This window comes from Bradyrhizobium sp. 26S5, from assembly GCF_036923295.1.
GTDB classification, from domain to species: domain Bacteria; phylum Pseudomonadota; class Alphaproteobacteria; order Rhizobiales; family Xanthobacteraceae; genus Bradyrhizobium; species Bradyrhizobium septentrionale.
The window spans coordinates 8375298-8397986 of the sequence record NZ_CP145948.1; the positions used below are offsets into that span (position 1 = coordinate 8375298).

A 22689-nucleotide genomic window follows, 5' to 3' on the forward strand; every position below is an offset into this window, starting at 1 on the left:
GCAGAAGACATACGCTTCAATCGGCCAGATCACGCGCGACACGCATCCCGCGATCGTCATCGAATGTATCGATCCCTGCGGAATCACGTGCCGCCGACCTTAGCGCAAACGGTCCGTAGCGCCAGGATCCTCCGCGTATCACCCGCTTGCCACAATTCGCCGCCACCCATGGCGAGCCGTCCCGCTCTTTCGTGGAGTATTCATAGAAGGCACAATCCTCGACCCATTCGGCGACATTTCCATGCATGTCGTGCAGGCCGAAGGCATTGGCCTTTTTGCTGCCCACGGGATTGGTGCGCCCATCCGAATTGGCATCGTACCAGGCATATAGCTTCAGAAGCGCGTCATCGTCGTTGCCAAAGGAAAAGAGGCCTTGCCCCCCGGCGCGCGCGCTGTATTCCCATTCGGCCTCCGAGAGCAGTCGATATCGCTGCCTGGTAACCCGCGAAAGCCAGCTCACGTATCGTTTTGCGTCATTCCAGGTGATGTTGATGACCGGCCGGTTGCCGTCCTCCCATGCGCCATGACGCGGCTCGCAGTCGCCATTCGCAACACAGAGATTCCATTCATCAAAGCTGATCTCGTTTCTGGAGACGGCGAACGGCCTTGTAAGGGATACCTTGTGCTGGGGATGCTCGCGAGCAAGGCCTTGCGTTCCGGGCGCCCCCATCAAGAATGACTCGACCGGTATCGCGACCATCTCCGGACAACCGGCACAGTCCGCAAATGGCTGCCCTCGGTCCAGTGAGAGGACTTGCTGATCGGTCTTTGCTGATGCCTTCGTAAATCGAAAGTAAGCCTCCCTTATGGTCGTCAGGTATTCGCTCCTGCCGTATTCCCACAAGCCAACGGCCGAAAGTATCAGCGCCACCGTCCCGACGAGTGCCGCTTGCGCACGAAGCCTTCGTGATCTCAGGGAGTTTCGGCTGCGCGTGATGAACTCGCGATCCTTGACGGGAATATCCTCCGAGCGGCTAGCCAACCAGGTGAGAGCCTGCTTCAGCGCCAGGCCAAGGAGCAAAGCCTCATCCTTGGAGTCGGAAGGCGCGGAATCCCACGCGCGACGCGCCAGCTCAAGTCCCGTCCGCCATGTCAAGAACTCTCGTTCCGATGAAATCCACGAGCGAAGCTTGTCCCATCTCCGAAAGATCGCTTCGTGAGCGACCTCGGCGTAGAAACTTCTGCCGAGAACGCGCTCCCCGTCCTGCGGCTCGGACGCAGTGGTCGTCATTTCCGGGGTAAAGGTACTCAACAGCCGATATGGATCGTTTGCAAGTTGAGTAACCAGGCGCCATTCGGCATCCGAGAATTCCGAGCGGGACGCGCGCCTGCGCGTCGGCTCGCCGTCTTCGCGAACCGTTGCAAGCCGGAGTGTAAAGATTCGACGGAGGTCGTCTTCCGACCCCGGATTGGACGAAATGAACAGATTGGCTCGATCCACCAAGACACGTCCCAGATCGATCGACTGGTGCGGAAGCCGGAGGATCCCGTCGCCGCGCTCAACCATCTGCTTCCACATTCCGTCGAGCAGGTATGACAGGAGCGGCAAGGCGCCGGCATCCTTTATCGAATCATCGGCAGCGCGCTTTGCAAGATCATCAGGCAGGGTATCGCTCTCGAAGCGGGCGGAGAGCAATTTGGCCGGCCCGCCGACCACCTGAAGAAGCTGATCTTCCCGAAGAGGAGGAACGTTGATCTGAATATGAGCCCGATACAGAGAAGCGTCGCTCTGCAGTTCGCCCAGGAAATCCGATCTCATGCTCATGAGGGCACGGATACGTCCGTCGACAACTCCCCTTTCCAGCAATTTCGAGAAACATTGACGTTGCTTGGGGTCCGAACGCAAATACAACTCTTCACCTTGATCGACGTAGAGAAAGAAGGACGCAGGTGGGGCCTGGTTCAATTCGACATATCGACGGCAGGTCTGGTCGATCAGGTCTTGCAGATCGAGCTTCTCCTCAAGCAGCTTCTCGATCCATAGCTTCCGACGATCGGGCCAATCGGTCGTTGTGCCATCCAGTTGCCAGGTCGCCAGGAATGCTTCGACCAGCGATTTGATCGGCGTGGCGCCCGGCCGAAGCGACAAGACGCACCAGCGCCGGCTGTTGTTGAAGCTGGCTGGCCATGCTTCAGCGCTCTCTTCCGGCCACCGCTGCCTGACCATCGCAGCGAGCACCCCCGCCTGGGCTACAGACGACTTTCCAACTCCAGAGTTACCGAGCAGAATTGGCACCTTGTCCGGATGATTGTGCAAGGATCGAAGGACCTGAGTTGTTTCCTTGGCACGGCCAAAGAAATAGTCGCTGTCCTTTTGCTCCATCGCGGAAAGGCCTCGATATGGAGACGTGTAGCGCCAGAGGGCTTCCGGGGTTTCGGCGGAGTTTGCGGCTGCTCCAAACAACAGTGCTATGGTGGCTTGCGACGATAGATCCGCACTCACAATCCAATGCAGTCTTCGCAGGAACGGCAGTCCCGGCGCGGTCTGTCCCTCCTGCAACAGAACGATAATCGGCAAATCGTCATGCGTTACCTTTCTATCGAGCGCTTCACCGTATTCCAGCACTTGCCATGGCCCGATTCCGCACTCTCCCAAGACCAGAACAAAAGCGGTTGCAGTAGCGATTTCCTGCGCAAGCTGGTTGGTCCAGAATCCTCCGGCCCGCATACTTGCCGGGGCAAAAAAAATGCTGGCACTCGCATCGTGCCTTTCAATCCTCTCCTTGATGCGTTCGGCAAGCGGGCGTTCCGGTGAGTGATAACTGATGAACCAGCGCTGCACCTGCACCTCCCTTGGAGCGACTGCTCTGGGTGTATTCGCTATATAGTTGTACCTCTAAAACAGTGTGCGTAAAGACTGTGATTTCCCCGATCAGTGGCGACGTCTGAGGCTCCCTGTTGTCTCGCCGACCGACAAAGGTGCCTGCGTACAATTGATTTCGGACTTCTGCTCGCGACCTGCGAGCTCATATCGTCGGCTTCGACCTGGCGGCGGCATCCGAGCGCAACCCTTTCGAAGATGGGTCGACGTCCCGGCCGCGCCTGGGGATGATGTCGCGGTTCGCTCGACGGGGCGCGATCGGCTTGTTAAGCCGCGTCTCCGCAAGGATGATTTGAGTCGGGGCAGATGACCGTAGCGATCGAGATGGGACAAACGACGGCCGGCGCTTCGGCGGCCATCGACCTCGAGGAGCTGTTGGCCACGCGCCTCCTGGTGCAGGGCAATTCGGGTTCCGGCAAATCCCATCTGCTGCGCCGGCTGCTGGAACAGAGCGCGCCCTGGGTGCAGCAGACCATCATCGACCCCGAAGGCGACTTCGTCACCTTGGCCGAGCGCTTCGGCCACCTCGTCATCGACGCCGAAGACCATACCGAGCGCAGCCTGCAGGTCGCCGGCGAGCGCGTGCGCATCCACCGCGTCTCCACCGTGCTCAATCTCGAAGGGCTCGACGCCGAGAACCAGATGCGGCGGGCGGCAGCTTTCCTCGGCGGAATGTTCGAGGTCCCCCGCGACCACTGGTATCCGATGCTGGTGGTGGTGGACGAGGCGCAGCTGTTCGCGCCGGCGGTTGCGGGCGAAGTGACCGACGAGGCGCGCAAGCTCTCGCTCGGCGCGATGACCAACCTGATGTGCCGCGGCCGCAAGCGCGGCCTTGCCGGAATCATCGCAACCCAGCGGCTCGCCAAGCTCGCCAAGAATGTCGCGGCCGAGGCGTCCAACTTCCTGATGGGCCGCACCTTCCTCGATATCGACATGGCGCGCGCCGCCGACCTGCTCGGCATGGAGCGGCGGCAGGCGGAAGCCTTCCGCGACCTCGAGCGCGGCCAATTCATGGCGCTCGGGCCTGCGCTCTCGCGCCGTCCGCTCGGCTTGCGCATCGGTCCAACGGATACGCAGCCGCGCAACGCGGCACCGCGGCTGATGCCGCTGCCGGAAGCCGCACTGAAGGACGCGCGCGCCATCATCCTGGCAGCGCCGCCGCCCGAGACCGTGCGGCCACAGCGCCGGGCGCCGTCGCCGGACCTGCTCAGCCAGCTGATGGCCGCCAAGCAGCCAGCGCCGGAGCCAAATCCCGAAGCCGCGGAGCAACCACTCAGCGCCGAGCAATTGGCCGAGCGGCGGGAACGGCTGGACCGCATCCTGCGCGCCATCCTCGCCGAACCCGATGCCGGCTTCCGCGCCATCGGCGTGCTCTATCAGGAGTTCGTGGTCCGCTGCCGCATCGAAGGGCTCGGTGCTGTCGTGCCGGAGCTGACCGATTTCCGCCGCATGCTGACGCGCGCCCGCGCCGGGCTCGGCACCGAGATGGCGGAAGACGACGCGTGGCAGGATGTCTCGATGCGCGCCGCGCTGCTGCCCGAGGACATGCAGGGCGTCTTCATGATGATCGCCCGCGCCGCGAAGGAAGGCTGGCCCTGCCCGAGCGATGCCGCGATCGCCCGCGCCTACGGCACCCACTCGCTGCGCCGCGCCCGGCATCTTTTGACCTATATCGAGGAACAGGGCCTGATCGTCTGCCAGCTCGACGGCGCCGGCCGACGGACCGTGACCCTCGTCGAACTCGCCTGGGCGACGGCGGCGGCCGATCCGAATGCGGATGAGGCGACGGCGGAAGCGGCGTATAACAGCTCAACCCTGTGATCCAATCGGTCAAGCAGCGAAGCCCACGATCGAGACGTGCCGTTCAACACGAAAAAGCCCGCCGAGAGGCGGGCCTTTTCCTCTCTTCCGGTCGAGAGATCGGGGTCCGTTTGGAGCGCACCTGCTAGCTTCGCAGCCGAAGCTTGGCGGTAAGGCAGCTACCCGCCGCAAGGGCCGCACCGACGCCTGCAACGCAGGCGACCCATCCGAATTGGTCGAACACTTGGCCAAGCACAGCACTGCCGACCAGGCCGCCGAAGAAATAGCAGGCAAGGTAGGTGCCGCTGGCAACCCCGCGGTTTGTTCGTGCCGCCTGCCCGACAAAGCCGGTGGCGCAGGCTTGTGCAAAGAAGGTGCCGACCCCGACCAGCACCATCCCGGCGAGCACAGCCGCCAGATGCGACGAGAGCATCAGCGGCAAACCCAGCATCGCGATTGCAAGACCGCCCCAAAGCGAGGAACGCATGCCAAACAGTGCCACGGCCTTGCCCGCCAGCAGCGTCGTGACGATCGAGGGCAGGAATACGAAATAGACAAGGCCCACCCCCATCATGCCGAGCGACAGCGGAGCGCGGACCAGGATGAAGTTGACGTAGGTAAAGGTGCCAATGAAGGCGAACAAGACGCAGAAGCCCAGGCCAAAAGCGGCGCGCAAGGCGGGATCGCGCCAATGCTCGGCCATGGCCGAAAGCGGCGATTGTGCCGGACCGATCGCTCGCATGGGCTGGACGCGCCGGATGGTGAAATAGACCAGCAGCGCGCCTGCGAGATTAAGCAGGGCAAAGAAATAGAAATTCGTCGCCAGGCCCAGATTGTCCGACACAGTCGCCGAGACGAGGCGCCCGATCAGATTGCTGGCGACGTTCCCGGTGATATAGGCCGCGAAGGCGCCGCTGGCATCCATCGCGCTGCACTGCTCTCCGAGATAGGCGAGCGTGAGCGTGAAGGCCGAAGCCATGCAGAGACCCTGCATGATGCGAAGAATGGTGAAGACGGCCAGGTTCGGCGCCGCCGCAAGCAGGGCTGTCGGGATCGCGAGCAGAAGCAGGCTTGCCAGAATGCCCGTCCTGCGGTCGATATGCGGGCTAAACGACCCGACCACCAGCCCTGCGACGGCCATGCCGATCGTGCTGGCGTTGACCGCAAAGCCCATCGCTCCGGGCGTTACGCCGTAATGCCGCGTCAGAGCCGGCAGGATCGCTTGAGTCGCGAACAGATCGACCACGGTCAGGAATGCGGTGAGGCCGATCAGCAGAGATCGCATCGCTACGCCGGGCGAATGACCGTGCGCTTGCATTGCCTTCGCCGTTTCCATCGGCATGTCGGTCATGGCGATAACTCCGGTGATGGAAAAGGGGGATGTGACGCCCGGGCGTGCGGGGCCAACACGGGAGTCCCGGCCGTCACATCCGGTAACGAGGCGTGGGGGTCGGCACTCGTTACATGTTGTGGTCGGCCGGATCCTTGCGGAGGTCGCCGACATAGAGAATGACGGTCTCCTTGCCGAGGTTCTTCCACCAATGAGAAGTTCCGAAGACCTCCGGTCGTAGGTCGCCGGCCTTGTGCACGATCGGATCGACGCAGTTGCTGGCGTACTCCACGATCTCGCCCTGCTGGACAAAGATCAGCGCCGGCCGGTCGTCATGGCTGTGCCAGGGCACGATGCCACCAGGCTCGATGGTCAGTCTGCGGAAGCGCAGTTCGCGGCCCTCGATATGCGCGGGCTGCTTGCCAAGCTCGATGGAGCCAAGCGTCACGTCCGCGACGCCGACCGGCTTGTAGTCCACCATCGAGCGGGCGTTGGGCTTCATCTTGTCGGCGGGACATTCGCCGGCGAAAGCGGCGGGCGATGTCGCAAGCGAAACGGCAATAGCGCCGGCGACGCCGAGAGCTTGCCAGATCTTGCGCGAGGTTGCGATGTCTTTGAACATGTCGTGGTCTCCTTGCTTGTTGTCGCGGCTCCGAAAGGCTGGCCGGCATGTCATCAGCATCGCGCAGAGCGTTTACTTCTGGAAATGCCGGTTGGCTGTTGAGTCGATAGCGGTGGGCTATGCGGCTCACGCGTGGCCGAGCATGTGCTTGATGTCGGAAGCGAAGGTCGGGTAGGCGTAGACGTGCTCGCGAAGCTCGCTTGCGCGGATGCCGAACTTCATGGCCAGGCCGAAGATGTTGACGAGCTCGTGACCGGCGTGGCCGACGAAATGGGCACCGAGGATGCGGTCGCTGTCACGATCGACGATGATCTTCGACCAGGCGACAGTTTCGGCGTAGGTTCGCGCCGAAAACCACTCCTGCATGTCGTTGACATGGACTTCCGCCGGCAGACCCTTGGCTTTTGCAGCGGCCTCGGTCAAGCCGACGGCGGCAAGGGCGGGAACGGTATAGACCGCGGTCGCGATGGCGGCATAGTCGGGGCTGTGCTTCGGTCCATCGACGATATTGCGGCCGACCAGATCGCCTTCGTAAGTCGCGATCGGCGAAAGCTGCGGTGAGGTTGGAACGACATCGCCGCAAATATAGACGCGCGGATTGGAGATCGAGCGCAGATGGCTGTCGGCGGCAATGCGGCCGTTGTCGTGATCGACCTGGCCGGCGGCAAGACCGAGCGCATCGACGTCGGCGATGCGGCCCGCGCCGTTGACGACCCAGTCTGCTTCGGCCGCTTTCTCGATGACCTCGTGAGTAAAGACAACGCGAAACCGGCCGCCACTCTCCTCGATACGCTCGATTCCAACACCCGTGCTGATCTGCAACCCGATACGCTCGCTCTCCGCCTGGAGCCTGGCTACCGCATCGGTGTCAATCGCAGGCAAGAGTTGCGGCAGCGCCTCCAGGATCGTGACCGAACTGCCGGCTCGCGCATAGACATGGCCGAACTCGAGAGAGATCACGCCGCCGCCGATGAAGATCACGGAGTCGGGGCGCTTGCTTTCGCGCAACATGTCGTCCGAGGTCACCATGTGTCGGGCGCCGGGAATGGACAGCGGCCGGGGCTTTGACCCTCCGGCAATCACGATGTGGCCGGCGTGAAGCGTGCGATCCGCGACTCGAATGGTGTCCGGTCCGACGAAGGTGCCGTACCCCTTGATCACCTCAACGTCGCGCCGCGCCATGGCGCGCGCAAGGTTTTCCGGGATGTCCTTGATCATGTCCTTCTCGCGCGCGATCAGGGCTGCCCAGTCGAGTTTTGGTCGGCCTACTGAAATCCGGTGTACGTCGGCGCGCTCGATGTCGTGAAGGGCCTGCCCGGCGGCGACCAACACCTTCTTGGGCGTGCAGCCGCGGTTCGGACAGGTGCCGCCGAGGTCGAGCGCTTCGATCATCGCGACCGACAATCCCGCACGCCGGACCGGGCCGGTCACGCCGATCCCGGCATTGCCGCCGCCGATGATCACGACGTCGTATTCTTGAGCGCTCATCGGCCCCTTCCTTCGTCAGCGACTGGAAATTGTCGGGCCATCATTTGGCAGTGATGGTAGAGGTGATCGATTTGACGACCACCGTCGCCATGTCGAATTGGGCGTCACGATCCCGGATGTTGTGACGTCGCGCGATCCAGGCGAAATCGGTCCAGACCGCCCAGAGGTCACCGTTGTCGTCCTGCGTCAGCAGCAGGCGGACCGGCCAGTCCAGCCCTGCATCGGGATTGGACGTGATGAATTGCGTGCCGAGCGGCGGATTGCCGAAGACAAGCAGGGTGGAAGGACGTAGCTTGATTCCAGCGGCGGCGGCGAGTTTCGATTGGTCGATCTCGTCAACGAACTTGATGCCCTTTGCGGCAATATCGGCCTTGATCCGGACGATTGCCTCGGACATCGGAACGGCGCTCTTGACGCGAACGATGCCGTTGCTGCGCTCGATCCTGGCATCGATCGGCGCCGCAGAGGCCCAGAGAAGCATCAAGACGAGAAAGGTGCCAAATTTGCCGAGGCGCAAGGTGTTGTGGCGGGACATGGACGCTCCTGTCGGGTAGGCGGTTTCCGCGACAGAATCACCGCTTGAGCTTCCGAAATGAAATGCCGGCCCGCTCTGGTATCGATAGCCCAATGCTATTGTGCTTCGTGCAATGCTGCTGGCAGAGAGAAAACGCCCCTTGTGGGGAGTTTACGTGGGAACTTACTTTGTGAAGGTCCGACATGCCGGAGCAAGGGATGACATCGCTTTCGCCAGCCGACGCCGAGCGGCTCAAGCTCGCCTTTGAGCGCTGCCGGGAGATGGAAGGCACTCTCAAAGAGCAGCTCCAGGCCTATGCGGAGGCAGGTCGGGAGATCTTTCCCGCCTATGGCGATGCCGTCGACCGCCTCGTCGTCAGGATCAACGAGAATGGCGGTGGAGAAAACGCGCCGCGTCCCGGCGAGCCGATGCCATCTTTTCTCCTCCCCGATGACAGCGGTCGCCTGGTTGCCTTACCGTCTCTGCTCGAGCGGGGTCCCATGGCCGTGATGTTCTTCCGCGGCCATTGGTGCCCCTATTGCCGGCTCAATGTCAGGGCTGTGATCAAGGCTTATGACCGCATCAAGGCCCTGGGCGCGGACGTCGTCGCCATCATGCCCGAAACGCAGGAATATGCAGTTAAATTCAAGACCGAGTCGGACGCACCGTTTCCGGTGCTGACCGATCTCGACAACGGCTATTCGCTGTCGCTCAATCTGGCGATCTGGCTCGGCGCAGAGATTGAGCGTCTGCTCTCCTATCTCGACATGGCGAGCTTTCATGGCAACGACGGTTGGGTGTTGCCGATTCCGGCGGCTTTTGTCATCGGGCGCGACGGCATGGTCAAGGCGCGCTTTGTCGATCCCGACTTCCGGCGCCGCATGGCGATCGAGGATCTGCTCGCAGCTCTAAGGGATGCGAGGTAGGCTCGTCCAGGCGACCCGCGCGCGCCTCATGCTCTCATGCGGCAGCGCTCTTCTCCAAAAACTGCCGCCAGTCGGAACCGCGCAGCATACGCATCACGGCAGATGCCACCGCGGTGCGTTCGCGGCCAGCAACGCCATAAAGATTGACCGCGCGTCGCGCATCGAGCCCCTCGACCGAAGCACGCTTGAGCGTCCGCGGTATCCGTGAGGTGTCGGGAACTATCGCGACGCCGATACCGGCCTCCAGCAGCGCAATGAGATCGCGCTCGCTCGAGATTTCATGACAGTGATCGACATCTACGCCGTGTTCCCGCAGGACGGCATTCAAGCGCGAGGCATGCTCGCAATATCCGCGAGACAAGAGCTGCTCGGAACGCAGATCATCGAGGTCGATCCCATCTCGCCCGGCAAGCCGGTGGTCAGCGTTGACGACGAGTCGAAAGTCCTCCGTAAACAGCGGCCAGGCGTCGAGCCGGTCCCAATCCGGGTCGAGTTCAGTCGCGATGCCGAGCTCGGCGTCGCCTTTCTTTAGCATTTCCCCGACTTCGCGGCCGTTGCCACGGAGAAAGCGAAATTCCAGTCGATTGAACTGGCGCTTGATCTGATCAAGGAAGGGAATCAGCAGGGACAGATCGATCGAGTGGGTGAGCGCGATCCTGAGCGCTCCGATCTCGCCGCTCTTGAACGACGAGGCGAGCGAGCGCGCACCGACGGCGGCCTCGTAGCATTGTTTCAGCAAGGGGTGCATGCGCTGACCGAGCTCGGTCAATCCGGCCGGACGCTCGCGGCGAAACAGGTCGCCGCCAAGCTCAAACTCGAGCTGCTTGATCGCCCGCGTCAGCGATGGCTGGGTGACATTGCACTCATCAGCCGCACGCGTGAAATTGAGCGTGCGCGCGACCGCGAGGAAATACCGAACCTGATGCATTTCCATGGTCGAACTCCCCTGATCCGGTCAGCAGTCTAGCCGATTGAGGGCCAAGGCGGCCATAGCGCACACCTATGGTTTTGGAAGCCAAAAGGCATTTCCGCAAATGCGTTTAGCGATGCAGATTTTGGCGACCGTCGGACACTGCCGACGATGCAAGCGGGATTTCAGAAGATGAATATCCAGGTCAAATCGCACGCCACCGTCGACGCCAGAATACTCTGTGGCAGGGCAGCCCTGGTGACCGGCTCAACCAGCGGGATCGGACTCGGCATCGCCCGCGCGCATGCCGCGGTGGGCGCAAACGTGATGCTCAATGGCTTCGGAGTCGCAGCCGAGATCGCCAGGATCAACGACGACGGCACATTAAGACAACGCCGGTAACAAAGCCGGGTGCGCTTGCGAATATTAAACCGGGCTCAAATGGGAGCAGGACATGCAGGACAGGACTTCGTCGGGACGCCTCAAATCGCTCGCCAAGGATCTCCCCGGCCAGGTGGTGCTTGTGTTGCAGGGCGGCGGCGCCTTGGGCTCGTACCAGGCCGGCGTTTACCAAGCCTTGCACGAGGCGGGCATCGAGCCCGACTGGATCGTCGGTACATCGATCGGCGCCATCAATGCCAGCCTTATCGCCGGCAATCGGGTCGAGGACCGGGTTTCGAGACTGAAGGAGTTCTGGAAGCGGATGGAGCAAAATCCCGTCTGGAATATCCGCACCGCCTTTCCCGACTTCAATGAGCGGCTGACCTACTGGGCGACCATTACACACGGAATTCCGGGCTTCTTCCGGCCAAATGCTCTGGCCCAGGCGGGTGACAGCTATCCGTTGGGTGCCGAACGGGCCGGCTATTACTCGACCGCGCCACTCGAGCAGACCCTGAGCGAACTCGTCGATGTCAACTTGCTCAACAGCTGTTCGCCCCGCCTTACGATCGGGGCCGCCCACGTGCGGACCAGCCAGATGCGCTATTTCGACAGCCGCGACGGCGAACTCACCATCAGGCACATCATGGCCTCCGGCGCCTTGCCACCGGCGTTTCCCGCCATCCGCATCGACGGCGAACTCTATTGGGACGGCGGTATTCTGTCCAACACGCCGACCGAAGTCGTGTTCGACGACAATCCCCGCAAGAACTCGCTGATCTTCGCCGTCCACCTGTGGAATCCGGCCGGTCTCGAGCCGACGACGATGGCGGAGGCGCTGAATCGGCACAAGGATGTGCAATATTCTAGCCGCATCATGAGCCACATCGCGCGCCAGCAGCAGGCGCATCGGTTGCGTCACATCATCAACCAGCTGGCCGAACGGCTCCCCGACAGCGAACGCAACACTCCCGAGGTGCGCGAGCTGATCGGTTACGGCTGTCAAACGCGCATGCACGTCGTGCGTCTGCTTGCGCCGCAGTTGGATCGCGAAACCCATACCAAGGACATCGATTTCAGCCCGCGCGGCATCATGCAACGCTGGGACGCAGGCTACTCGCACACCGCGGCAGCCCTCGAACACGCTCCGTGGACGGGCGAATTTGATCCGCTCTCAGCCGTTATCCTGCATGAACAAATGGAGCTGATGCCGGTCGCAGCGGAGTGAGGCGCGTTCCAGAAGACAGCGCCGTGAGCGCCGACGCGAGGTCAAAAAACAACCCCAACAAACCTTTCGGATTGCTGGGATTTTTCACTAACTTGGTTGCGGGACATGCAACCATCTCGAATTGCTATTTCAGGCGGTCGCCTAGGCATCGCGAGCCCATCGGAAAATGGAGTTTCGTCTGCTGAAGCGGTGAGCGGGCATAGCACAAGCTTGCATTTTGCGGAGCCTGCCCAGCAAACTGTCGCTAACCCAGGATAGCCCACCCATGCGGTGGCAGCGTAAGCTCGGTCCTGACGCCCGTCCTGCGCACCGCGCCTGATCCTGCGAGCCTGTCGACGCCGGAATCGACGGTACGACCGACCGCCGCGTCGGCCAGGTTCAGAGCAACCCATAGCCGATTGCCTTCATCGAATGCTTCCAAGACAATGTCCGTGTTGCGAAGCGCGACCATACGGGACTTCGCTCGATGGAGCCATGGATGCCTCCGCCGCAGTCCAATCAGCTCCTGATGCAGCCGGTATGTTGGCCAGCCGAATGGCGCCAGTTCGGCTGGCGCCGCCGGAAAGCTTGGGCGGATCGCGTCGTCACCTCCGGCACGGCGCTCCTTGATCCCGCGGAACGCCTGTTCGTCACCGGCGTAGATCGAGGGCGTGCCGCCACAGGTCATGAGAATGACCAGCGCGTGCGGGATATGCCGTTCGTCCAGAACCTGGCTCGCGATCCGCGTGACATCGTGATTGCCGATGAACGTCTGCGGCACGAACCGGTCGATCATCGCATTGTGCCGCGCGAGCGCCCATGCGAGCTCATGGAAGTTGCGATCGTTCAGGGCGCTCCAGATCGCCTTCCAAAGCTCGTATTGCGTGACCGCATCGACACCGGTCTCGTCGACGAAGCCGGCGTAGTCACCGTGGATCACCTCGCCGAAGATATAGGCGTCGGCATGCCGCGCGCGAACCGCGGGCAAGACGTGCCTCCAGAATTGCCGCGGGACAGCATAGGCCGCGTCGAGGCGCCAACCATCGGCACCGCGATCAAGCCAGTGATTCATCACCCGGATGACATAGTCGGCGACTGCGGGTTCGTCATGGTCGAGCGTCACAAGCTGGTGGTGACCTTCGAAGGTCGCGCAATCGGGCTCCCTTCCGTCCGCCGGCCAGGTCAGACGAAACCACGATGCATCCGGCGATAGCGGACCGCTGGCGACGGCGCGCCGGAAGCGCGGCGATTCGCGGCCGACATGATTGAAAACACCATCCAGGATGATGCGCAGGCCGCGGCGACGGGCTGCTGCGACCAATGCATCGAAGTCCGCGTCGTCCCCAAGCCGCCTGTCGATCAGGAGGTGATCGATCGTATCGTATCCATGGGTCGACGAGGCAAAGATCGGGCCCAGCAGGATACCGGATGCGCCGAGCTCCACGGCGTAATCGAGCCACCGGACAAGGTGGTCGAGGCGATGCATGACACCGGCGCACGCGCCGGCCTCGCGTTCGGCGTTAACGAAGCCGAGCGGATACACATGCCACCAGACGGCGTGCTTGATCCAGTTGCTCACCCGACCACCCGCGCCACGCTCACTCCTCAAGCCGGTCGCCACCCTTGACGAAGAGCATGCCGATCGCGCCGAGGGTCAACAGCACGGCGATCGGAGCGAGACCGACGGCCTGGGACTGAAAGCGCGCCGTCAGGATACCGACCAGCATCGGGGCGATCCACACCGTCGTGCTGGCGGTCAGGCCGAACAGCCCGAAATAGGAGCCGACGCGCATCGGTGGCACGATCTGAATGATCATGGCGCGCCCCGACGCGATCGAGGCCACCGCAAACGCCGTCATCGATCCTGACAGCAGCATGAAGGCGACCTCGGGCAGGGTTCGAAACACCGGGCCGTTCCACAGCGGCTGCGCGGCCGGGTCATGGGGCCAGAAAAAGATCATCCGGTCCGGCGTTGTGCCGAGGACCATGACCAACAGAACGACCGTAATCGATATCTGAAGGATGATGGCGCGGCGCGTGCCAAGTCGCGCGTTCAGGCTTGCCGCCAGCAAGCCACCGAGAGCGGCGAATGCGATCTTGACGACGGCAAAACTCAGCAGCTTGAAGCCGTGCCATCCCATCACACCCGAGGCATAGATACCTTCGAAGATGATAAGGGTGTGAAAGCCGTCGGCATAGAGGGTCCGGGCGATCAGGAATTTCAGCAGATCTGGCTGCTTTCGCAGACCGGCGATCAGGGCGAACACGTCCCTCGAGCCGAGGCGCACGGCCCTCGAAAAAGTCTCGCCCGATGCCGGCGCGTCGATGGTGAAGCGAAGGAGCATGAACAGACCGGCGCAGGCGAGCGCTGCGATCAGAGGCCCGATCAATCGCTCCATCTCGTGGCTTGCCTGCGACAATCCAAACAGCGGCGCGTCAGGGACCCCGAACCAATGCAACTGCCCGGGAAGGGCAAATCCCCACAACAGGAACGTCATGATGGCGACGGACACGAGATTTGCGACACCCAGGCTGACACCAGAGTAGCGGCCAACCCGCGACATCCCGACCGCCGGTCCCAGCATCGCGTTATGCAGGATCTCGGAATAGACGAACAGCAGATTGAGCGCCATCACGATCACCAGCACGGCATGGACCGACAGTGCGCTGCGGTCCGGCTTCGCCCACCACAGGCTGACCAGCAGCGGCAGCGAGATCAGGATGCAGGCGGTGATCCACGGCTTTCGCGGGCCCATCCGGTCGAGCGAGGCGCCGAGAAACGGCACTGTCACGGCTCCGACCAGACCTGCAACAAAGCCGTATCGGGCAAACAGCGTCTGACCGAGCACGGGATCGCCGATCATGACTTTGCTGACATAGGGCGCAAAGATGTAGATCTTGAGCAGAACCAGATACGGGATCCGCGTCGCCTCGTAGCCGATCCAGGACCACGCGCTGAGCGTCAAGGCGCGAGAGCCAGAGCTCGCGGCCGTGGCAGGTCGCGATACGGCGATAACATCTTCAGACATCCGGTGCGTTTCCCTGTGGCGTGACTGCTCCGGTCACGCGCGGTTGTTGCGACGGGCTCATTGCGATCAGGCACCACAAACCAGGTGACCAATGCCGGCCATTGTATCGATCCTATCGTCACTGATCGCGAACCGCCTCATCTGCGCGGGACGTACGTGCACTTCCATGGATATGGAAATACCCGTCGGCCCGGAGATCTTGCTCAGTCCGGTCATGGCTGTTGCCGTGCGAGCCGTGTCGCGATCCGCTCGCCGGCAAGGTTTGCGACAATGACGAGGCCACCGCCGATCAGCGTCGCGATCGTCCGCTCCACCAGCACCGATGCTTCGAGCGGCTGCTCGAAATCCATCATCAGCACGATCAGTGTCGTCATCATCGCCGAGTATGAGAGGTAGTGGCGCATCTTCAGCAGCGGGCGTGTGCCGGCGATCAATCCAATGCCGGCAATCAGGAGCCCCACGGGCGGATGGGCCGCGACGCCGAGGCCGGCAACGATCCCTCCGAGCGCGGCGCCGAGCGCACGCTGGGTGATCTTGACCGGCATGAGGTCGGTGCGTCGCTGAGCAAGAAGGACGACGGTCAACGAAATCCAGTGCAGGTGATGGCCGGGATAGGCGATATCGATCAGCGCGGCCGCCGCGAGACAGAACGCAAGCTTCAACGCATATTGCAGACCGGAGAATTGCCGGATCGACGCCGACCAGCGCGCGAACTTCTCCGCCCTTGTCGAAGACGGCCGGACTTCCTCCACCACCTGACTGCCCCGCATCGTCCGCGCGAACATACCGAACAGCAGCCAGAGCAGCGCCGTCCAGACCGCGCCACCGGTGAGCAGCAGCATCAGGAGCAGGCGGTGGGACATCGTTGCGGCAAGGCTCAGCGTGATGATGAGAAACAGGGTGAAGCGCGTGGTGACGATGGCGGCGGTGCGGCTGTAACCGCCGACGATCGCCGCGCCAACCGCCAGCAAAACCACCAGGATCCGTCCTGCCCAGCCTGCGTCGGTCAGGGCAACGGCAAGGCCCGCCGCACCGATCGTTGGCAACAGCGCGGGCGCAATGCCGCGGGCCTGTTCGCCCGCGCCGCGTCCGGCCGCCTGCGGTGCAATCGGCAGGCTGCCGGCGGAGGCGGCAAGACCAAGCGACAGGTTTCCGAGCATGGCCGCGAGTATGATCGGTCCGACGAAGCCGAGGCCGGCAACGATACCCTCACCGAATTCGATCTCGGTCTCCGCATTCCAGCGAAGCGCCTCGCCGAGGTGAGCCTTTGCGCGGGCCTTGTACCTGTCATTCAACATGGCGATCCGCTGGGCTTCACCCGGCCACGGCGATGCTCCGGGGATCAGCTCGCATGCCCACCCGACGCCGCGATGCGTGCGAGCCGCTGCGACAGTGCGCCATCCGGGCCGAGCGTGCCGGCATGGAACTGAAGACGCGTGGCGATGCGGCTGAGCCCGACGCCCTCCGCCCAGAGCATCGGGCCTCCCGTGCGCGCCGGCCAACCGTAGCCATTGAGCCAGACCACATCGATGTCAGAGGCGCGCTGCGCAATACCCTCATCGAGGATCTTGATGCCCTCGTCGATCATCGGATAGAGCAGCCGCTCCAGGATCTCATCGTCCGTGACCTGACGCGAACGGTAGCCGCGGCTCCTTGCAAGCTCGGCAATGAGCGCCTCGACTTCCGGCGAGGGCGTCGGGACACGCTCGGCGTCGTAGTCGTAGTAGCCCTTCGACGTCTTCTGTCCGCGGCGGTCACGTTCACACAACAGATCGCGAATGCTTTCGCCCTTCGAGGTCTCGCGCCGCCAGCCGAGATCGAGGCCCGCCAGATCGCTCATCTGGAACGGCCCCATCGGGAACCCGAATTCGGTCAGCACGCGATCGACATCCCAGGGTCTCGCGCCTTCGAGGATCAGCCTTTGCGCCTGCGCCTGTCGCCGGCCCAGCATGCGGTTGCCGATGAAGCCCGGGCAGACGCCCGAAACGACGGCGATCTTGCCGATCCGCCCGGCGAGGTCCATGGCGGTCGCAAGCTGCGACGGCCCGGTCTTCGCCCCGCGCACGATCTCCAGCAAGCGCATGACGTTCGCCGGCGAGAAGAAGTGCAGGCCGATCACCGCCTCGGGCCGGCGTGTCTCCGCCGCAATCGCGTCGATGTCGAGCCGGCTGGTGTTCGACGCCAGGATCGCGCCCGGCTTGGCGATCGCATCGAGCTTGCGAAACACATCCTTCTTGACCGCCATGTTCTCGAACACGGCCTCGATGATGAGATCGCTTTCGGCAAGGTCCTCGATGACGAGGCTCGGCGTCAGCAATGCCAGCGCGCGCTCGACGTCTTCCGCGGCAAGGCGGCCACGGCTTACGGCGCGCTCGTAGTTTTGGCGGATCGCAGCGATGCCCCGCTCCAGCGGAGCCCGGTCACGCTCGACGATCGTCACGGGAATGCCAATCGACAGGAAGTTCATGGCGATGCCGCCCCCCATCGTACCGGCGCCGAGGATGCCGACGCGTTCGATCGGGATCCGCGGCGTATCGGCACTCACACCATCGATCCTCGCCGCATCGCGTTCGGCGACGTGGATGTGCTGTTGCACCTCCGGCAGATCGGCCTCGCGCTTGCTCATGCAGTCCCTCCATGAAAAATCTCGAACAGGCCGGCAGCACCGATGCCGCCTGCGCAGCACATCGTCACCACGCCGTAGCGGGCCTTGCGGCGCCTCCCCGCCTGCATCAGATGTCCGACGCAGCGCGCGCCCGTCATGCCATAGGGATGACCGATCGCGATCGCGCCGCCCGAGACGTTGAGCCGCTCGTCGGGAATGCCGAGCCGGTCGCGGCAATACAGCAGCTGCGACGCGAACGCCTCATTCAGCTCCCAGAGGTCGATATCATCGCTCCGCAGTCCGTTGCGCTCGAGCAGCTTGGGTACCGCGAAAACGGGACCGATGCCCATCTCCTCCGGCGCACAGCCCGCAACCGCCATGCCGCGATAGGCGCCGAGCGGCTCGAGACCGCGCCGCTCCGCCTCCGCGGCCTCCATCAGGAGCACCGCCGCGGCGCCGTCAGACAGCTGCGAGGCGTTTCCGGCGGTGACAAATCGTCCCTGCTTGACAAAGCGCCCGCCTGCGAACACGGGCTTGAGCTTCGCGAGATCTTCGAGGGTGGTTTGCGGACGATTGCCCTCGTCCCGCGTCAGCGTAACCTCCCTGACGGTGGTTTCGCTGCTGGCGTGATCTGTGACCGCCATCTCGGTCTTGAGCGGCGCGATTTCCCGGTCGAAGCGGCCTTCGGCCTGCGCTATCGCCGTCCGTTGCTGCGATCGCAGGGCATAGTCGTCCTGCGCTTCGCGACTGATGCCGTAACGCTCCGCGACGAGCTCGGCCGTCTCGATCATCGAGCTCGTGAGACCCGTCGCATGGCGGAGAATCCAATCGTCCCACGCCCGATAACGATTGACCTTGTCGTTCTGCACCAGGCTGATCGATTCCAGGCCGCCGCCGATCGCGACCGGTGCACCGTCATTGATGATGTACTTCGCGGCGGTCGCGATCGCCATCAGACCGGACGAGCATTTGCGATCGATCGACATCGCGGCGACGCTGTCGGGAAGTCCGGCGCGCAGCGCGGCGTGACGAGCTACGTTGTTGCCCGAGGTCCCCTGTTGCTGGGCGGCGCCCATCACCACGTCGTCGACCTCGGCCGGATCGAGCCCGGCGCGCTCGACGACCGCGCGAATGACGTGGCCGCCCAGCGTCGGCGCCGTCGTGTTGTTGAACGCGCCTCGATAGGCCTTGCCGATCGGCGTCCGCGCCGTCGAAACGATCACAGCTTCGCGCATCAAAACTTCTCCTGTCGGGAACTTCCCGTCGATCAACCGCCCTGGGCTTTGGCCTGTGTCCTGCGTTCAACTGAGCTCGGCCGACGAATATCCGAGGATGGCGCGCGCGATGACGAGCCGCTGGATCTGGCCGGTACCCTCATAAATGTCGGTGATGCGGCCATCGCGCAGGAATTGCTCGACCGGATGATCGTGGCTGAGGCTCATTGCCCCCAGCAGCTCCATCGCGCGCTGCGGACCGCTGCGGCAGAGCTCGCCGCCCTTCGCCTTTGCGACCGATGCCTCAAGATTGTTGGGTTCGCCGCGCGCCGCGAGCCAGGCTGCGCGCAGCACCGTCAGCGTCGCGGCCTCGATGTCTGCCTCGAGTTCCAGCAGCGTCTGCTCCGTGGCGGTCCGATCGTGCGGCCCCTTGTCCCAGTCGACCGCGATCCCTTCCGCGGCCAGGTGATCCCGCGCATACCGGAAAGCGCCGAGCGCCTTTCCGATGCCGCCCGCGGCGACGGTCGGACGGGTGATGTTGAACGTCTTGAGGACCCCTTTGTAGGAGGCGGAGCCCTCGTCCGCGCTTTGCGGCACGCGCTCGTCGCCACCGATCAGATGGTCACGCGGGATGCGGCAATCGCGAAACGCGTAGGCTGCGGTATCGCTGCTGCGAATTCCGAGCTTCTTTTCCTTGCGGACCAGCTCGAACCCGGCAGTACCCTTCAGCACCAGGAACGATTTGATGCCGCCGCGACCCGCCGCCTTGCTGACGGTCGCCCAGACGATCGTGCCGTGGCACCGCACGCCATTGGTGACGAAGATCTTGTCGCCATTCAGCACCCACTCGTCGCCATCGAGCACAGCGGTCGCCTGGATCGCCTTGGTATCGGATCCGGCACCCGGCTCGGTGATCGACATCGCCAGCATCAGATGCCCCCACCGTTTCTGCTGCGCGGGCGTGCCGGCCGCGCCCAGCGCCGCATTGCCTAGCGCCGATGGCGCCTGGCGCAACGGCACGCCGTTGTGTGCCTCGCGCTCGATCTTGATCAGCATCTGCATGATCACGGATGGCGTGTCGTCGCTCGGCCGACGTCGCATCCGTTCGAGCAGCGAGGGGAACGCCGCGGCCTCGGCGAACGCCTTGGGCAGGATTTCGTCCTCGTGCGCGTCGTAGTGCCGCGCGTATTTCTCGCTGGCCTTTGCCTCTTCGGCTACTCTCGAAAGAATTTCCCGATCAGTGTCGGAAAGCGTGAAATCCACCATGCTCTGCTCCTTCACGCCGCCGCAAGCGCGCCGTGGATGGTCAGCATCCGCGCGTTGCGCAGCCACATCTCGAGCGGAAGGTCGCGGATATAGCCGTGACCGCCGAATATCTGCAGCCCGTCATCGGCGATCCTGATCGCGCGGCGGTTGACGTAGTTCTGCGCAAGGACGGCCGTTTTCGAAACATCGACTCCCCGATCGAACGCGGCAGCCGCCTTCCAGACCAGCCAGCGCATGGCGTCGCACTCGATATGCATGTCGGCGAGCGTGAAGGCGATCGACTGCTTCTTCGCGATCGGCTCACCGAATGCGACACGTTCCCTGGCGTATGGAATCGCGAAATCGGTCACCGCGCGCGCCAGCCCCACGGCGAGTGCCGCACCGCCGATACGCAGGCTGGCCAGCAGGGGACGGATATCCGCGCCACCGCCTTCGCCGAGGATCGCGGCAGCCGGAAGCGGCACGCCGGCAAGCTCAACCCGGGCAAATCCCATCGGCGTCAGGCCGATGGTGCCGCTCTCGCGGGCGATCGTGACGCCCGGGGCACGCGGAGGGACGATGAAGGCCTTGATCCCGTCGATCCCCGGCGCGTCGGATGCCCGCGCGAGCACGAGCATGTCCTCGGCCTGCTCGCCCAGAGGGACCAGCCGCTTGACGCCGGTGATCCGCCAACCGTCCTGATCCGGTTCGGCGCGAGTGACGATCCGCGACGGATCGAACGCAAGCGCGTCCTCATGCAGCGCGAGCGTTGCCACGCGGCGTGAGGTCCCGCAGAATTTCGGCAGGTCACGCTTCCTCTGCTCTTCCGTCCCGAGGTCAATCAGCGGGTTGACAAACAGCGACGACGCAACGGCGGTGCCACCGAGCCCGGCGCATCCGGAGCCCATCGCTTCCAGCATCAACGCGCCCGTCAGGGCCGAGCGCGACGCACCGCCGCCGCCATAAGCCTCCGGAATCGCAAGTGAGGCCAGCCCTAGGGACCACGCTTCGTCGAGCAAGTCAGCCGGCGCGGCGCACGCTTCGTCGGCCCGCCGTGCCCGCGGCGCCAGCTCGTTGTTCGAGAACGCGAGGAGCATGTCGCGAATCTGGCGTTGTTCGTCAGTGACATCAAAGCTGATCATGACGCCACGGCTTCGCCGCCGAATGCGCGCGTATGGTCGTCGCCGCCGACCGTGCTCAGTGCGCGCATGGCGACGACAAGGTCCCGGGCTCGCTCGAACACCGCAAATCCCGCAGCCGTGAGCGCTTCGCGCGCGAAGGGCGACAGCAAGGTGTAGCTGTAGATCAGAACGGGCTTCGATCGGCGCGCGCGGAGCGCGCTGAGCGCCTCCACGTCCAGCGAGATGCTGCGGTCGTTCGACAAGGACAGGGCAAGCACGACGGAATCGACCTCCTCGCCGTCGAGCAGCACTTCGAGCGACTGAAGGACGCCACCCGTGAAGATGCCCTGCGCGGTGACGTCAATCGGGTTCGCGGCGGAGCCATAGGAGGGGAACGTCGGCCGAAGCCGCGCCTGCAGCTTCTGATCCAATACGGGAACGTTAAACCCTGCTTCCGTGAGGCATTCGCTCAGGACAGCTCCGGCGCCGCCCGCCGTCGTGACAATGCCGACGCGACGACCCGCAGCAATCGGGTTGGTCAAGCGTCCGAGCGCTGCCGCAACCGCATCGTCGGGATCAGCGACCGCGATCACGCCGGTGGCCGCGAACATCGTATCAAAATCCGCAGCCACGCCGGTATCGCTTGCGGTGTGTGCGACAGCCGCCCGACGGCCAGCTTCGGATCGGCCAATCTTGATCACGATCACCGACCTGCCCGCCGCACGCGCCTTACCCGCCGCGACAGCGAACCGTTCGAAGTCACGAACCTCCTCAAGGTAGGCAATGATGGCCGCGCAGTCGGGATCGCCTGCAAAATGCGTGATGAAGTCGACTGCGGTGAGATCGCACTCATTGCCCGTCGTGACGACATGGCCGATCTTCAGGCCGGCGGCGCGCCCGCGACTGAACAACGAGAAGCCGAGGCCCCCGCTCTGCGCCACGATCGCCACGCGACCGGCAGCCGCATTTTGCGTCGGGTCCGGATGCAAGGGCTCCGCGGCCGCGCTGAATGTCGCCGCGACGCGTCCGCCGACATTATAGAATCCCTCGCAATTCGGACCGCAGATACGAATCCCGGTGCGTCGCGCGATCTCCGACAACCGCGACTGGCGCTCGGCCTTCGCAACGCTTTCTTCAGCAAATCCCGAGGAAATAATGATCGCCGCACGAACGCCAGCCGCGGCGCATTGCTCAACGACGTCGCAGACCAGCTCCGCCGGGAGGGCGATGATGGCGAGATCGATCGAGAACTCGACCGCGGCAATGGCGGGATAGCAGGGCAAGCCGTTGACCTCGCGGTAGCTCGGATTGACCGGTGCAATCGGTCCGGTGAATCCGGCGCGGCGCAGCACCCGCAGCAACATGCCGCGGATCGAGCGCTGTTCGGCGGGCGCGGCGCCGATGACGGCGATCGAGCGGGGTGCCAGAAAGGCGGCGATCGACGCCGCGTCCGATGGGCGGAGGATTTTGTTCAAG

General features: G+C 63.6%; 17 protein-coding genes and 1 pseudogene. 4 read left to right on the forward strand and 14 right to left on the reverse strand.

The features are described from left to right. Nucleotides 1-16: 16 nt before the first annotated feature. Entirely contained in the window at nucleotides 17-2782 is a 2766-nt protein-coding gene (locus V5279_RS39690) for an SUMF1/EgtB/PvdO family nonheme iron enzyme (protein WP_338692286.1), read from the reverse strand. A gap of 345 nt (nucleotides 2783-3127) precedes the next feature. On the opposite strand from V5279_RS39690, the gene V5279_RS39695 reads away from it, so the two are divergent. After that, entirely contained in the window at nucleotides 3128-4642 is a 1515-nt protein-coding gene (locus V5279_RS39695; RefSeq protein WP_166302651.1) for an ATP-binding protein, read from the forward strand. A gap of 124 nt (nucleotides 4643-4766) precedes the next feature. On the opposite strand, the gene V5279_RS39700 is transcribed toward V5279_RS39695, so the two are convergent. The 4 genes from V5279_RS39700 to V5279_RS39715 all read right to left on the reverse strand — a co-directional run bounded on the left by V5279_RS39700 (nucleotide 4767) and on the right by V5279_RS39715 (nucleotide 8596). Next, nucleotides 4767-5972: an MFS transporter gene (locus tag V5279_RS39700; RefSeq protein ID WP_338701647.1), complete on the reverse strand. Its 1206-nt coding sequence runs from the start codon at nucleotides 5970-5972 to the stop codon at nucleotides 4767-4769. A 109-nt stretch (nucleotides 5973-6081) separates the two neighbouring features. Further along, nucleotides 6082-6573 (reverse strand): cupin domain-containing protein, encoded by a 492-nt coding sequence (locus V5279_RS39705; protein ID WP_338692288.1) that lies wholly within the window; start codon nucleotides 6571-6573, stop codon nucleotides 6082-6084. A gap of 126 nt (nucleotides 6574-6699) precedes the next feature. Then, nucleotides 6700-8061: an NAD(P)/FAD-dependent oxidoreductase gene (locus V5279_RS39710; protein ID WP_338692290.1), complete on the reverse strand. Its 1362-nt coding sequence runs from the start codon at nucleotides 8059-8061 to the stop codon at nucleotides 6700-6702. Between the two features lie 40 nt (nucleotides 8062-8101). Then, on the reverse strand, nucleotides 8102-8596 hold the full coding sequence (locus V5279_RS39715; RefSeq protein WP_338692292.1) for a DUF302 domain-containing protein: 495 nt from the start codon (nucleotides 8594-8596) through the stop codon (nucleotides 8102-8104). 197 nt (nucleotides 8597-8793) lie between these two features. Between V5279_RS39715 and V5279_RS39720 the strand changes: the two genes are divergently transcribed. Next, nucleotides 8794-9501, forward strand: coding sequence for a peroxiredoxin-like family protein (locus tag V5279_RS39720; RefSeq protein ID WP_166308028.1), 708 nt, complete (start codon nucleotides 8794-8796; stop codon nucleotides 9499-9501). Nucleotides 9502-9535: 34 nt separating this feature from the next. Here V5279_RS39720 and V5279_RS39725 read toward each other — a convergent pair whose 3' ends face one another. Then, nucleotides 9536-10435 carry a LysR family transcriptional regulator gene (locus tag V5279_RS39725; protein WP_338692294.1) on the reverse strand — a complete coding sequence of 300 codons (900 nt, stop codon included), beginning with the start codon at nucleotides 10433-10435 and terminating at the stop codon, nucleotides 9536-9538. 168 nt (nucleotides 10436-10603) lie between these two features. Between V5279_RS39725 and V5279_RS39730 the strand changes: the two are divergent. Next, a pseudogene (locus tag V5279_RS39730) lies at nucleotides 10604-10777 on the forward strand (3-hydroxybutyrate dehydrogenase); the annotation flags it as partial. 88 nt (nucleotides 10778-10865) lie between these two features. After that, nucleotides 10866-12020: a patatin-like phospholipase family protein gene (locus V5279_RS39735; protein WP_338692295.1), complete on the forward strand. Its 1155-nt coding sequence runs from the start codon at nucleotides 10866-10868 to the stop codon at nucleotides 12018-12020. A gap of 244 nt (nucleotides 12021-12264) precedes the next feature. Here V5279_RS39735 and V5279_RS39740 read toward each other — a convergent pair whose 3' ends face one another. The 8 genes from V5279_RS39740 to V5279_RS39775 all read right to left on the reverse strand — a co-directional run bounded on the left by V5279_RS39740 (nucleotide 12265) and on the right by V5279_RS39775 (nucleotide 22688). Then, nucleotides 12265-13578: an alpha-amylase family glycosyl hydrolase gene (locus tag V5279_RS39740; RefSeq protein WP_338692296.1), complete on the reverse strand. Its 1314-nt coding sequence runs from the start codon at nucleotides 13576-13578 to the stop codon at nucleotides 12265-12267. Nucleotides 13579-13597: 19 nt separating this feature from the next. Continuing rightward, nucleotides 13598-15028, reverse strand: coding sequence for an MFS transporter (locus V5279_RS39745; protein ID WP_338692297.1), 1431 nt, complete (start codon nucleotides 15026-15028; stop codon nucleotides 13598-13600). A gap of 212 nt (nucleotides 15029-15240) precedes the next feature. Beyond that, complete coding sequence (locus V5279_RS39750) at nucleotides 15241-16326, reverse strand: FUSC family protein (protein ID WP_338692298.1); 1086 nt, start codon at nucleotides 16324-16326, stop codon at nucleotides 15241-15243. A gap of 44 nt (nucleotides 16327-16370) precedes the next feature. Next, nucleotides 16371-17654 (reverse strand): 3-hydroxyacyl-CoA dehydrogenase, encoded by a 1284-nt coding sequence (locus V5279_RS39755; RefSeq protein WP_338692299.1) that lies wholly within the window; start codon nucleotides 17652-17654, stop codon nucleotides 16371-16373. Continuing rightward, complete coding sequence (locus V5279_RS39760) at nucleotides 17651-18868, reverse strand: acetyl-CoA C-acyltransferase (protein ID WP_338692300.1); 1218 nt, start codon at nucleotides 18866-18868, stop codon at nucleotides 17651-17653. The genes V5279_RS39755 and V5279_RS39760 overlap by 4 nt, the downstream gene beginning before the upstream one ends. A 66-nt stretch (nucleotides 18869-18934) precedes the next feature. After that, the gene (locus V5279_RS39765) at nucleotides 18935-20113 is read right to left on the reverse strand and encodes an acyl-CoA dehydrogenase family protein (RefSeq protein WP_338692301.1); all 1179 of its coding nucleotides are present in this window, start codon (nucleotides 20111-20113) and stop codon (nucleotides 18935-18937) included. A gap of 11 nt (nucleotides 20114-20124) precedes the next feature. Beyond that, a complete protein-coding gene (locus V5279_RS39770) occupies nucleotides 20125-21234 on the reverse strand; it encodes an acyl-CoA dehydrogenase family protein (RefSeq protein ID WP_338692302.1) in 1110 nt (369 codons plus the stop codon). Further along, entirely contained in the window at nucleotides 21231-22688 is a 1458-nt protein-coding gene (locus tag V5279_RS39775; RefSeq protein WP_338692303.1) for a CoA-binding protein, read from the reverse strand. Before V5279_RS39775 ends, V5279_RS39770 begins: the two co-directional genes overlap by 4 nt. Nucleotide 22689 lies beyond the last annotated feature (1 nt).

Bases quoted from the DNA above. Each gene is read 5' to 3' on its own strand.
- V5279_RS39695 (WP_166302651.1), top strand. From the start codon at position 3,128: ATGACCGTAGCGATCGAGATGGGACAAACGACGGCCGGCGCTTCGGCG.
- V5279_RS39700 (WP_338701647.1), bottom strand. From the start codon at position 5,972: ATGACCGACATGCCGATGGAAACGGCGAAGGCAATGCAAGCGCACGGT.
- V5279_RS39705 (WP_338692288.1), bottom strand. From the start codon at position 6,573: ATGTTCAAAGACATCGCAACCTCGCGCAAGATCTGGCAAGCTCTCGGC.
- V5279_RS39710 (WP_338692290.1), bottom strand. From the start codon at position 8,061: ATGAGCGCTCAAGAATACGACGTCGTGATCATCGGCGGCGGCAATGCC.
- V5279_RS39715 (WP_338692292.1), bottom strand. From the start codon at position 8,596: ATGTCCCGCCACAACACCTTGCGCCTCGGCAAATTTGGCACCTTTCTC.
- V5279_RS39720 (WP_166308028.1), top strand. From the start codon at position 8,794: ATGACATCGCTTTCGCCAGCCGACGCCGAGCGGCTCAAGCTCGCCTTT.
- V5279_RS39725 (WP_338692294.1), bottom strand. From the start codon at position 10,435: ATGGAAATGCATCAGGTTCGGTATTTCCTCGCGGTCGCGCGCACGCTC.
- V5279_RS39735 (WP_338692295.1), top strand. From the start codon at position 10,866: ATGCAGGACAGGACTTCGTCGGGACGCCTCAAATCGCTCGCCAAGGAT.
- V5279_RS39745 (WP_338692297.1), bottom strand. From the start codon at position 15,028: ATGTCTGAAGATGTTATCGCCGTATCGCGACCTGCCACGGCCGCGAGC.
- V5279_RS39750 (WP_338692298.1), bottom strand. From the start codon at position 16,326: ATGTTGAATGACAGGTACAAGGCCCGCGCAAAGGCTCACCTCGGCGAG.
- V5279_RS39755 (WP_338692299.1), bottom strand. From the start codon at position 17,654: ATGAGCAAGCGCGAGGCCGATCTGCCGGAGGTGCAACAGCACATCCAC.
- V5279_RS39760 (WP_338692300.1), bottom strand. From the start codon at position 18,868: ATGCGCGAAGCTGTGATCGTTTCGACGGCGCGGACGCCGATCGGCAAG.
- V5279_RS39765 (WP_338692301.1), bottom strand. From the start codon at position 20,113: ATGGTGGATTTCACGCTTTCCGACACTGATCGGGAAATTCTTTCGAGA.
- V5279_RS39770 (WP_338692302.1), bottom strand. From the start codon at position 21,234: ATGATCAGCTTTGATGTCACTGACGAACAACGCCAGATTCGCGACATG.